The organism is uncultured Sunxiuqinia sp., assembly GCF_963974515.1.
GTDB lineage: Bacteria > Bacteroidota > Bacteroidia > Bacteroidales > Prolixibacteraceae > Sunxiuqinia.
This window is the reverse complement of the sequence record NZ_CAXBDD010000108.1, coordinates 1-12,468: the sequence shown is the minus strand read 5'-3', so window position 1 is coordinate 12,468 and position 12,468 is coordinate 1. Positions and strand designations below refer to the sequence as shown.

Sequence of the window (12,468 nt, the reverse complement as noted above, 5' to 3'; positions counted from 1 at the left end):
TAAATAAAAAAGGGCCCCCTCTCCCAAAAAAGAAAAGAATGCCCATCAAACTAAAGGATCTATTTTTATACTGATTTCAGAACTTCCCAAACAAAGGCCCGGACACCAACTTCCTTATTGACTTCATCCAATTTTTTGACTTTTTCCAGAAGTTCGTCCACCGTTTCATCGGGAACAATGGTCAGAACGGCCGAATTGATTTCGGGCCAGGTGTGGGTTCCCATACGTGGTTCGCCATCGACTGAGCCACGGCCGAGGACATCATTCCACCATGTATAACCCCGAATACCCAATCGATCAAGCATATACTCTACCCGTTCGGTGTTGGCCTGGTTAAATACAATAAATACTGCTTTCATCGTATACTATTTTACTTGTCCATAAATACAAATTGCTGCCTTACTTTTTCCTTTTTGCGGCGTTCGCCTTTACTGGCCAGCACCGCATACATCACCGGGACGATAATCATGGTCACCAGTGTAGAAAAAACCAAACCCCCGATCACCGTGATTCCCATCGGACGCCAAATTTCAGCCCCTTCACCAGTACTCATGGCCAAAGGGAGCATCCCCAGGATCGTAGTCGCGGCAGTCATCAACACCGGACGCAAACGGGATTTCCCGGAAATAGCAATTGCCTCATATAGTTCCACGCCCCGGTCTCGCATCAGGTTGATAAAATCAACCAAAACAATACCGTTTTTCACCACAATTCCCACCAGCAAGACTGCTCCCAAGGCAGCTACAACACTTAGGGTTGTTCCAGTGAGAACCAAAGCCAAGATGACCCCCGTGAATGCAAATGGAATAGAAACCATTATGATAATCGGCATCCGTAATGACTCAAACTGAGCAGCCATCACAATAAACACCAAAATCAGGCTTAAACCAAGCAACATGGCCAGGTCGAGAAAGGACTCTTGCTGATCTTCATATGCTCCACCAACAGAAGTGACAATTTCGGCAGGTGGTTCCAGATCGGCAACTTCGGTTTTGATACGGCTGGCCAATTCACCCAAGGAAATGCTGTTTGGTGATGCCGAAATGGTCACCAAACGTTCACGGCGTTTGTGCTGGATGCTTGGAGGCGACCAATACTCCACTATTTTCCCCAACTCCTTCAATTTAATCTTGTTTCCGACCGGAGTCATGATGGTCATCTCTTCCATATCGGATATGGAGTTCCGATAATCCTCCTCCAACCGGATCTTGATATCGTACTCCTCTCCTTCTTCTTTAAAATACGATGGAATCAAACCGTTCACCCTGTTTCGAACCAAAGTGGAAACCTGCGCTGTGGTCAGTCCGTGTTCCGAAAGTTTATTCCGATCGAGTACAATCTGCAGTTCAGGCTTATCGTTTTTTCGGCTGATGGAAACATCCTGTGCGCCATCCATAGCTTTGATCCGATCAAACACCTGTTCCGCATAAGCATTGGTTACATCAAAACTATAGCCGTAAATTTCGTAGTCCACCACATTGCCCGAGCCGCCAAGCCCTTGCGATGCTGTTGATATAGTTGAATTGACCACTTCGGGAAGCAAAGCAATCTGGGCCCTGAAGTCATCAGCAATCTCCCAAACCGTGCGGTCGCGTTCATTCAAACCCGACAAGCGCAGGGTGAAGTTGATGATGTTTGAACCGGTCGTGCTGAACATGGAGATAAAACCACCTTCATCATCTGAACCGGATGAAGAAGCGATTAGCTCAACCTCCGGATATCTTTCCCGAATCACTTGCTCCAACTGGCGGGTAACCTTTACCGTTTCTTCTACACGTAACCCGGTTTGCAACTCAATGTTTGCCGTAATTTGGCTTTCATCCGACTCGGGCATGAAATCTGTCCCTACGAGCTTCATCAGAAATAGTGAGCCAAAGAAAATAAGGAAAGTAGCAAGCACCACGACTGTTTTGTAGTGCATCAGTTTCCGAAGCAAGATTTCATAGAAATGATCCAACTTGCCAAGCCATTTTTCAATTGTATTTTCATATTCGTACTTCCGTGTTTTTTGACGTTTCTTCAGTTTCAAGAATTTCGAAGCCAACATGGGAGTCAGCGAAATAGCAGCAAACGTTGAGGTTACAACAGTAATGGTTACAATCCAGCCCAACTGGTTGAACAACACACCTGTCATTCCGGAAACCAGGGTCAACGGGAAGAAAACAGCTACGACAACAAGTGTAGTAACAACCACCGACAACCAAACTTCGTTGGTCGCATAAATAGCAGCTTCACGCGGACTCGCACCCCGCTCCACGTGCCGCGTGATATTCTCCAGAACCACAATGGCATCATCCACTACCATCCCAATCGCGATCGATAGCGAAGTCAGGGAAATAACGTTCATTGAGTTACCCGTAATATAGAGGTAAATAAATGCGACAATGAGCGAAATCGGAATCGTTAAAACGATGATGAAAGTTGCCCGCCATCGTCCGAGGAAAAACATCACAACCAAAACCACAAAGATCATCGCATACATCAAGGTTGAAGCGAGGTTATTGATTGATCCCTTGATAAATGTTGATGAATCAAAAATCTCCTGAATCTGGATATCAGGAGGCAAAGTTGGTTTCAGCTCTTCGAGCCGCTCCTTGATCTGTCGTGACACTTTCACCGTATTTGCTCCGGATTGTTTCATCACAAACATCCGCACACCGGTCTGTCCATTGATCTTTTCTTCCAGTGTCACATCTTTTAGCGTATCGCGCACCGTAGCCACGTCGCGCAGGTACACTTGTTTTCCATTGTAGTTGGCAACAACCAAGCTCTTGATCCGTTCGCTCTCTGAAAACTCACCTTGCACCCGGATCTGGTAATCCAGCTTACCCATTTTCACATTCCCCAAGGGCATGTTCAGATTTTCGCCGGCAATGGAGGAACCAAGCTGCTCCAGTGTTAGATTGTAAGCATCCAGCCTCTTCGGATCTACATCAACATAAACCATCCGTTGGGGCGTACCAACCATAGCCACCGAGCCCACACCATCAACGCGATTCAATGGGTTGATCACCTTTTCATCGATAATCTTCTCCAGTCCCTGGTAGCTTTCGTCGGCCGTAATCGCGTAAAAAAGAATGGGAAACATGCTGGTATTGAACTTAAAAATGGTAGGTCGGTCAACCGCTTCCGGCAGGTTATCGTAGATCCTGTCAATTACGTCGCGGATATCATTAGTCGCCTCATCCAGATTTGCGTCCCACTCAAACTCCAGCGAAATTACCGAAAGATTGTCCGAAGAAGTGGAAGTCATCTCCTTCAGCTTGTCCACTGAATTTAGGGCATCCTCCAGCACTTTGGTCACATTAGTCTCAATATCCGAAGCGTTGGCTCCGGCATAAGTCGTCATGACTGAAACATAAGGCGGCTCCATTTCCGGATACAGGTCCACCGGAATATTAATGAGTGAGAAAATGCCCATCACCACCACCGCAATAAAGATCATGAAAGTCGTAATGGGCTTATCAACTGCACTTTTATATATACTCATAATTCAATTGCTTTATTTTAAAATGTTCGGGCAAACCTCTAGTTCACCACCTCCACCTCTGCACCATCAAGCAAGCGGGCCTGCCCTTCAACAATAATCTGATCGCCCGGCTGCAATTCACTCGAAATTACCTCCACCTTGTCGTCAAACCGATTGCGAAGTGCTACTTCCACTCGTTTGGCTTTACCGTTCCGCTCAACAAACAGGTAGCGCACGTTTGATCCCTGCATTTTCAGGATGGCTAATGCCGGAAGCACCGTTGCCTCAGTATTTTCGAGGCCAATGGTTACGCGCCCAAACATTCCGGGACGTAGCTTCCCTACTGGGTTATCCATACTGACTTCCACCTCGAACGAACGACTTTGCGGGTTAATAGCTGGAGCAATTCTGAAGACTTCTCCGTTAAACGTTTCTCCAGGATATACATCAAAAGCCACAGAAACAGACATGCCTTTCTTGATGTTTGGAAAGTATTTTTCAGAAATACTGACAATGGCTTTCAGCCTGTCAACCTGAATGATGGTCAAAATGGCGGCTTTGCCAATTTCCGCAATCGGCGAGCCGGAGTACATTTCACCAGCTTCGTGGTACTTGCCCGAAATCAGCCCATTAAACGGAGCGACCAGCAGTGTATTCTCTTCCAGAAAGTCTACATTCTCTTTCGCCGCCTCGTATTGGGCCTGAAGTTGTTCGTACTGCTGCTCTGCAATGCTCCCCAGCTTTTTCAGGGTATCTAGCCTGGCATAGTCCGCTTTCAAGTTATTTAACTGAATCCGGGCCTGATTCAACTGGGCGTCATTCATCTCGACCAATTCCTGTCCTTTGCTAACGCGGTCGCCCAGCTCTACGCGGATCGCTTCAATTCGTCCGGGCGAAGCAGGAACCATGTGAACCGTATTGAACGGCTCCAGGCTTGCTGAATATTCAATGGTGCGCGTAATTTCCTCTTTGGCAAGTGTTGTAACGCGTACACGTTCAACAACCCGTTTGGCTTCAGAATTTGTTCCGCTTTCCTCCTTTGGTGCCGAACAAGACGAAATAGCCAAAACGGCAAGCAGTCCTATAAATGTGCTTAATTGTTTCATTTTCAACTCTATTTAATTGTTTATTTTACTTCTCCCAATAGTGTTTTTAACTCGATGCGTGCTTGCAACACCTCAAGTGCTGCCTGTAAATATTCTGATTCCGCTTTCAGGTAATTATTGTCAGCACTGGTCAACTCTAAACTCGAAATAAGCCCCTGGTTGAATTTGCGTTGCAGGTTTTCATATACCTCACGCGACACCTCAACATTCCGGCTTTGATTTTCGAAATTATCAAGCGCACTTCGCAGGTTAAAACTGAGCTGTTTATATTGAATGTCCAGTTGATCCTCAAGCAGTGCCCGTTCGTTCTGCACCGTTTCCAGTTCAATTTTCGCCTGTCGCACTTTCGATCGCCGTTCGCCACTCGAAAAAATCGGAATATTCATTTGCAAGCCAATCATGTGGCTGGGCGTCATGTCGAAGGCCGGCTTTAGCAGTTTCTGTGTGAATGAATAATAACCGGAAACAGTCGGCAAATAGTTGGCTTTCTGCATATCAAGCTGTTTCTCTTGCATTTGTGCCTGAACACTCATCAACTGGAAATCAATATTCTGATCCACAGTGAAGGGATCTGTCAAGGCTGCGTCCAATTCATTCGAACGGAGGATCTGGCTCAGTGATTCTGTCAGTTCGAGTTCAGTCTCAGCCGCGACCCCCAACTGAAGGCGAAGCATGTTTTGAGCCATCTCATACTGACGTGCAGCAGACTTAACCGCATTTTTCAAGGAATTTACCTGGACAGATAGCTGGTCAAGTTCGACTTTTTCGGTCATTCCAAAATCAACCATTGGCTTCGTTTTCTCATAAACCGCCTCCAGGTTCTTCACATTACTTTCCAGGATTTTAAGAGATTCGCCGGCAACCAATACTAAATAGTAACTGTTCACCACCTGACTAACAACATCGCGCTCTGTTCTCTCCAGGCTTTTCTCCGACATGGCGTGATACAACTTCGCGGATCGAATACCAATCCAATAGTTGGCACTAAAAATCAATTGTCCCACTTGCAGGTTAAAACTGCTGGTCGGATCAATCGGAATTTGCGATGCTGGCATGCTTTCATCAAATTGAATAGAAATTTCGGCACCCAACGAGTTATTATAATCCGCCGTGGCATTGACTTGGGGCAAACCAGCCGCAATGGCCTGTTTCAATTGTTCCTGCGATTGCCAGACCGAAAGCTCCGAACTTCGCAAACTTCTATTGTACTGTAAGGCATGCTCTTTCGCCTCCTGCAGATCGATCGACAAACGGTCCTGAGCCACAGCTCCCTGCAACAGGAAGAGCATGGTCAGAACTGCCATTGTCATCTGTTTTCTGATTTTCATTCTGAACGTGTTTTAATTATTCTGTTTTGTTTTCTGTAAAATCGATTGGTCACATTCCTTTATCAACAGCAGCATCTCTTCGTATTGTCTTTCAATTACCTGGTGTCCTTTCAAGCTTGTCATTCCAATCAAATCATTTATAATCAGCTTGTAAATTGAGTCACTAAACAGAGCCTGGTTGTATTCCGGCGATCCTTTTAAAATTCCGCCATCAATCTTCGAAATCTGATGGAGATAAGCCAATTTTATGTCGAGATCGGGCCGAAAAAGCTCCTGCCTAATCCCCTCTTCAACAATGGGTCTGACGATATTGAAAAGCTTGTCGTTCCTGAATTCCTGAATCGTGCGAAAATGCATTACATTCACTTTTTTCAGGTCAGGAAGAAACGAAGGATTGACTTTCCGGTTGATCTTAATAATATAGCTGTAGAAAAGTCCCAACTTTCGAAACACATGCTGCTCAGGCTTCAATAGCTTATGCAAGCCGCTCATAAACTGAGTGAGGCTGTAGTCAATTACCAATTGCAACAACTCATCCCGGCTCCGAATGTGGAGATAGAGTGTCTTTTTTGAAATGCCAAGCATCGCGGCAATCTCATCAACGCTGACACTTTTAATTCCATACTTTGTGTAAAGCAAGTAAGTCTTTTCTACTATTGTGCGATCATCAATCATGAACGTTAAAAACTATTTCGTTTTTTTGAGTTTTTTGAAGATCAAAAAAATTTAGTCCAGCATCTTATCCACCAGGTCAATTCCTTTTTGAGTTGAAATACCACGGACAAAATTAATCATGAGATTCTTGAACAAATCAGTCAGCTCGTACTGCTCACGCGGAAAGATAGACTCATCTGAAATCAGATTCATCTGTTCGTGGAACAATTTCGAAACAATACCAATGTGAATGTCCTTTCGAAACAAACCTTCGTTTACCCCTTTGCGTAGTTGCGTGCAGGTGAGGTTGTAATGTTTTTCTTTATTCTCTTCATACAACGTCTTCCAAATCACAGGATAGTATCGTTTCAAATCATGAAAAAACAGCGGATTGATTGTGTTTATCGCTTTGATACCATCTTGCATAGAAGTAAAAATGGCGTCGATGACATTAGCCGAAGAAGAAATCACCTCCTGTCTGCGTTCATCCCGCCGCCGGATCAAATCTCTCAGGCAGGTATGAATCAATTCGGTTTTATCCTTAAAGGTTTCGTAGACCGTACGTTTCGATATCCCAAGCGACACAGCAATTTCATCCATTGTAATACTGCGAATGCCGTATTGGAAGAACAATCGGGTTGCTTCTTCTATAATTCGTGCTCGTACTTCCATCTTCTTAAATTTGACGTCAAAAATACAAAAACTTTTAAAACCCTTTAAGTTTTCCAGTTTTCTTTACAGAAATTTAACGTGACAGCAATGAAACGTCGCAAAGCCTATTCTCGATGTGACCTACTTCATACTAATAACGAAAACTGCTTCCACCCAGAAACTCGCGGATGAGTGAAGTTGGCGGAATCTCTGCGTCATCAATACTTTTGATATAGCTGAAAAATTTCAGCAGCCGGTTAGCTTCGCAGAACTCCACCTGGTTTTCGGGTACGTTTTTCAGCAGTGGTTCGGCATATTTTTTCAACACAGCCAACTCATACACCATAGCTGAGTTGAACATGACATCGGCATTCTCCTGGTAGGGAAAGATGTTTTTCTCTTCACCATTCTTCACACTTGGCCATCGCCTGATGGTATCGGCAGCCGAATAGCCGCGGTACATACTATCGCGAATCATCCTTCTTATCAGCCGATTATCGGTTGTTGAAATGTGGTTGTGGTCGTCGAATGAAATTTGAGTCAAAGCCGAAAGGAAAATCTTAAAACTTTGTCGTTCACTCACATGTGGCGTTAGTCCGGGATTGTTCCCATGAATACCTTCGACCAGCAGCAGGTGTCCATCACCCAAACGCAGTTTTTCGCCCGAGCTAAGCCGTTTACCCAGTGCAAAATTAAATTTGGGCAGTTCGACCTCTTCACCATTAAAAAGCTGAAGTAATTGTTCGTTAAAAAAGTTAATATCAATGGCTTCGAGCGCCTCAAAATCGTACTCGCCGTTTTCGTCGAGTGGCGTTTTCTCCCGGTCAACAAAATAATCATCCAGCGAAATCATGTGCGGTACCAGTCCGTTTACGGCTAACTGAACAGCCAGCCGCTTGGTAAAGGTTGTTTTACCCGACGCTGATGGCCCGGCTATCAGAACCACTTTTATTTCATCGCGACGCTCATCAATCTGGTTGGCAATTTCAGCAATCTTTTTTTCATGCAGCGCTTCCGATATCTTGATGATATCGCCACTTTTTCCCATATCTGTATATTCGTTCAATTTCCCCAAATCGGGAACGTCCAGAATTTGAGCACGCTTTTTATGTTCTTTAAATACACCAAAAAGCTTTTCCTGTTTGATGACCGGGAAAAGCTTGTCAAAATTATCGGGTTGCGGAATTTGCAGCAAGATCCCGTCAAAATAAGTTGCCAAACCAAAATTGCTCAGGTAACCTGTTGATGGGACATGATGCCCGTAGAAATAGTTGGCCAATCCGTTGATGAAATAGAGGTAGGAAAACAAAGTACCTTGCTGTTCAAATAAGCGTGCTTTTTCTTCCAACCCCTGTTGAATTAATATTTCTACCGCTTCGTTCGTTGGTATCCCTTTCTTTAACATTGGTACGTTCCGTTCCACCCAGAGGCGCATTTCGTTTTTCAACTCAAAAATGTCGGAGTCGGTAATGGGCCGTTTCAGTCCAACAAGTTCGCAATAATAGCCCTGGGAAATACCATTCATGATTTTCAGCTTCACCTGCGGAAAGGTTTCCTTAACCCCCACATAAAGCAAAAAAAGCAAGGAACGTGTGTACAAGCGTCGCCCGTCTGGATGCGAGTAATCAATAAACTGAATCCGTTTGGATTTGACCACGGAAAAGGACAACTCTTTAACTTTGTGGTTCACCAAAGCACCACAAACCGGGTTCTGCAGCTTAATCTGCATGTCATCTTTGATTTCTTCAAGCGAAGTACCTAATGGATAAGCTTTTGTTGTATTGTTATTTTCGCAGTAGATCTCAATCGTTTTCATAATTCTTTTGTCTCAAAAAATCAGCAATCGAAACAGGGCTAAACCCGGATTGCTGATGGTTGATTTTTTATTCCTGACACTATAAAGCTAACTCTTTTTTCAGATACCTGGCAGTGTATGATTTTCTGTTTTTAACCACTTCTTCCGGTGTGCCCGCGCAAAGCAGCTGCCCTCCACCTTTTCCGCCTTCGGGGCCCAAGTCGATAATGTGATCAGCCACTTTGATAACATCCATATTGTGTTCAATCACAATCACTGTGTTGCCACGATCAACCAACTTGTTGAGCACCTCCAGCAGCACCCGGATATCTTCGAAGTGAAGCCCCGTGGTTGGTTCATCAAGAATGTACATGGTCATTCCGGTGTCCTTTTTAGCCAGTTCCGCAGCCAGTTTCACCCGTTGCGACTCGCCACCGGACAAGGTAGTGGATGATTGTCCGAGCGTAATATACCCCAGCCCAACCTCCTGGATCGTTTTCAGCTTATGCAGAATAGATGGCATGTTTTCAAAAAACTCAACACCTTGATTGATGGTCATGTTCAGCACATCACCAATCGATTTTCCCCGGTAGCGAACTTCCAAAGTTTCGCGGTTGTAGCGTTTCCCGTTGCAGGTATCACAATGCACATACACATCGGGCAAAAAATTCATTTCAATCAACTTCAAGCCCCCGCCCTGACAATCTTCGCAGCGGCCGCCCTTCACATTAAAGGAAAAACGGCCCGGTTTGTAGCCGCGGATTTTGGCTTCGGGCAACAAGGCGAACAAGGCCCGGATATCGGAAAAAACGCCGGTATACGTAACCGGATTGGAACGAGGCGTGCGTCCCAGTGGTGATTGGTTGACCTGAACCACTTTGTCAATATTTGTGAGGCCCTCCATCTTTTTGTAGGGAAGCGGATCCTGCACCGACTTGTAAAAATGCTGGCTCAAAATTGGCTGCAAGGTTCCGTTGATCAAACTTGATTTTCCACTACCCGACACACCTGTGATACAAATCAATTTTCCCAAGGGGAATTCCACATTCACATCTTTCAGATTATTTCCACTACAGCCTTTTAGTTTGATGGACTTTCCATTCCCGGGCCGACGTATTTCCGGCACGGCGATCTGGTGCTCCCCGGTCAGGTATTTCGACGTCAGGGTATTGGCTTCCAAAATCACCTGCGGCGTCCCGGCAGCCACCACCTCTCCCCCATGGCGACCGGCATACGGCCCCATATCTACGATGTAATCAGCCGAAAGCATCATATCCTTATCGTGTTCCACTACAATGACCGAATTACCGGTATCACGCAACTTTTGAAGCGAATGAATTAAACGCAAGTTATCGCGGTGATGCAGTCCAATGCTGGGCTCATCCAGAATATAAAGCACATTGACAAGCTGCGAACCAATTTGCGTGGCCAGCCGAATCCGTTGCGACTCGCCACCAGAGAGGGTTCGCGAGGTACGGTCGAGCGACAAATACTCCAACCCAACATCAATTAGAAAGCTCACCCGGTCGCGAATTTCCTTGATCACTTCCGTCCCAATCTGGCGCTGTCGTTTGGTCAGACGATCTTCCAAATCAGCCAGCCAATCGTTTAGCTCATTGATGTCAAGCTTGGCAACATCCGAAATGTTACGGTTGTCAATTTTAAAGTGGAGCGACTCCTTTTTCAGGCGTTGCCCGTTGCAGTCGGGACAGCTACGTTCCCGGACAAACTGGCTGGCCCACTTTTTCGCTTTTTTCGAAGGATTATCATCGCGCTGGCTGTCAATATATTTGATCACTCCTTCGTAAGTCATCATGTAATTGACCGAACTTCCAAGCGGCGAATTCTTTAGCTGAATGCGTTCATTGGTTCCATACAATACTACGTTCAATCCATCTTCCGGAATGTCGCAAACCGGCGTTTTCAGATCAAAACCATATTTCTCACCCAAGGCCTCAATTTGCCAAAAAATCAGCGTGTTTTTTTGCGGACCAAGCGGAGCTATTCCGCCTTTGGCAATGCTTTTCTCTGGCTCCGGAATAATCTTCTCCAAGTCAATTTCCGCCACCTGCCCCAGCCCGTTGCATCGCTCACAAGCACCCTGTGGCGAGTTAAACGAAAAGTTATGCGGCGCCGGTTCGGCATACGAAATCCCCGTGCTTGGGCACATTAACTGGCGACTGTAATATTTCATGTTGTCGGAGCCATGCTCCATGATCAGGATGATGCCGTGCCCCTGAGTCATGGCAGTTTGCACCGATTCTTTCAACCGCTTCAGGCTTTCCTTCTCCACTTCCAGCCGGTCGACCACCACTTCTATGAAGTGATTTTTGTATCGATCCACACGCATATTGGGAACCAATTCCTTCACTTCGCCGTCAATTCGCGCGTATAAAAATCCCTTGCGCCTAATTTGCTCAAAAAGCTCGCGGTAATGTCCCTTCCGCCCACGAACCAGGGGCGCCATCACCAAAATCCGCTGTCCCGAAAACTTTTCCTGAATCAGTGTCAGAATCTGGTCATCGGTATATTTTACCATTTTCTCACCGGTTTCATACGAAAAGGCTTCACCGGCTCGCGCATAAAGCAGGCGCAGGAAGTCATAAATTTCGGTCACCGTCCCCACTGTTGATCGGGGATTTTTGTTCGTGGTTTTCTGCTCAATCGAAATCACCGGACTTAAGCCGGTAATCTTGTCCACATCGGGGCGCTCCATGTTTCCGAGGAATGAGCGGGCGTAGGCAGAAAACGTCTCGATGTAACGTCGTTGCCCTTCGGCATAAATGGTGTCGAAAGCCAACGATGATTTTCCACTTCCACTCAGGCCAGTAATGACAGTGAGCTTGTTGCGCGGAATTTCGACATTGATATTTTGGAGGTTATGTACACGGGCGCCGTGCACCACCACTTTTTCTTCATTCTCCACAAATTCTTCTTCCAGAACTGCGGTTTCTGTTTTCTGCATGTTCATCACTTTGTTCTTGTTCGGAATCCTTCGGCCGGCAATTTGATCTCATAGGTTTTGCCACCTGCGTTTGTCAGATACGCTTCGCGCAACCAAGGATTCAGCATTTTCAGGATTTTGTAATTGGTGTTGTGCTCCTGTGCAAAATCGGCAAAACTAATAACAGGGCCTGTCACCTGGATGGTTTTTGTATTCCACTGTGGATACATTTCCTCCTCGCGGACATCAAAACCATACTCCCGCGGATCTTCCATCACCAGCTTCAAAGCCAAAATCCGGAACACATAACGTCGGGTTTCTTCTCCTAACAACAAATCATAGTAATTGGTTTCCTTTTGCCGCTCCACTTGTCGCCCGATAAAATTCCTACCCGCATTGTAAGTGGCAGCTACCATCGTCCAGTTACCATATTTACGGTACGATTCGTGCAAGTAGGCACAAGCCGCATGGGTCGATTTCTCAATATGGTAACGCTCATCCACCTCCGTGCTGACTTCCAG

General features: G+C 45.7%; 9 protein-coding genes. All 9 read right to left on the bottom strand.

Annotated features, from left to right (window positions below; genetic code table 11):
* Window positions 1–65: 65 nt before the first annotated feature.
* The gene (locus AAC033_RS16325) at window positions 66–359 is read right to left on the bottom strand and encodes a PG0541 family transporter-associated protein (RefSeq protein ID WP_339740065.1); all 294 of its coding nucleotides are present in this window, start codon (window positions 357–359) and stop codon (window positions 66–68) included.
* A gap of 11 nt (window positions 360–370) precedes the next feature.
* On the bottom strand, window positions 371–3,490 hold the full coding sequence (locus AAC033_RS16320) for an efflux RND transporter permease subunit (RefSeq protein WP_339740063.1): 3,120 nt from the start codon (window positions 3,488–3,490) through the stop codon (window positions 371–373).
* Between the two features lie 38 nt (window positions 3,491–3,528).
* Window positions 3,529–4,575: an efflux RND transporter periplasmic adaptor subunit gene (locus AAC033_RS16315; protein WP_339740062.1), complete on the bottom strand. Its 1,047-nt coding sequence runs from the start codon at window positions 4,573–4,575 to the stop codon at window positions 3,529–3,531.
* 20 nt (window positions 4,576–4,595) lie between these two features.
* A complete protein-coding gene (locus AAC033_RS16310; protein WP_339740060.1) occupies window positions 4,596–5,903 on the bottom strand; it encodes a TolC family protein in 1,308 nt (435 codons plus the stop codon).
* 12 nt (window positions 5,904–5,915) lie between these two features.
* On the bottom strand, window positions 5,916–6,578 hold the full coding sequence (locus AAC033_RS16305) for a TetR/AcrR family transcriptional regulator (protein WP_339740058.1): 663 nt from the start codon (window positions 6,576–6,578) through the stop codon (window positions 5,916–5,918).
* Window positions 6,579–6,629: 51 nt separating this feature from the next.
* Complete coding sequence (locus AAC033_RS16300; RefSeq protein ID WP_339740056.1) at window positions 6,630–7,229, bottom strand: TetR/AcrR family transcriptional regulator; 600 nt, start codon at window positions 7,227–7,229, stop codon at window positions 6,630–6,632.
* 130 nt (window positions 7,230–7,359) lie between these two features.
* Entirely contained in the window at window positions 7,360–9,024 is a 1,665-nt protein-coding gene (locus AAC033_RS16295) for a nucleoside kinase (protein ID WP_339740054.1), read from the bottom strand.
* A gap of 79 nt (window positions 9,025–9,103) precedes the next feature.
* On the bottom strand, window positions 9,104–11,968 hold the full coding sequence (gene uvrA, locus AAC033_RS16290) for an excinuclease ABC subunit UvrA (RefSeq protein ID WP_339740052.1): 2,865 nt from the start codon (window positions 11,966–11,968) through the stop codon (window positions 9,104–9,106).
* A gap of 5 nt (window positions 11,969–11,973) precedes the next feature.
* Window positions 11,974–12,468 (bottom strand): transglycosylase SLT domain-containing protein (locus AAC033_RS16285; RefSeq protein ID WP_339740050.1); only part of this gene is annotated, 495 nt, incomplete at its 5' end.

Bases quoted from the DNA above. Each gene is read 5' to 3' on its own strand.
- AAC033_RS16320 (WP_339740063.1), bottom strand. From the start codon at position 3,490: ATGAGTATATATAAAAGTGCAGTTGATAAGCCCATTACGACTTTCATG.
- AAC033_RS16300 (WP_339740056.1), bottom strand. From the start codon at position 7,229: ATGGAAGTACGAGCACGAATTATAGAAGAAGCAACCCGATTGTTCTTC.
- AAC033_RS16305 (WP_339740058.1), bottom strand. From the start codon at position 6,578: ATGATTGATGATCGCACAATAGTAGAAAAGACTTACTTGCTTTACACA.
- AAC033_RS16315 (WP_339740062.1), bottom strand. From the start codon at position 4,575: ATGAAACAATTAAGCACATTTATAGGACTGCTTGCCGTTTTGGCTATT.
- AAC033_RS16310 (WP_339740060.1), bottom strand. From the start codon at position 5,903: ATGAAAATCAGAAAACAGATGACAATGGCAGTTCTGACCATGCTCTTC.
- uvrA (WP_339740052.1), bottom strand. From the start codon at position 11,968: ATGCAGAAAACAGAAACCGCAGTTCTGGAAGAAGAATTTGTGGAGAAT.
- AAC033_RS16325 (WP_339740065.1), bottom strand. From the start codon at position 359: ATGAAAGCAGTATTTATTGTATTTAACCAGGCCAACACCGAACGGGTA.
- AAC033_RS16295 (WP_339740054.1), bottom strand. From the start codon at position 9,024: ATGAAAACGATTGAGATCTACTGCGAAAATAACAATACAACAAAAGCT.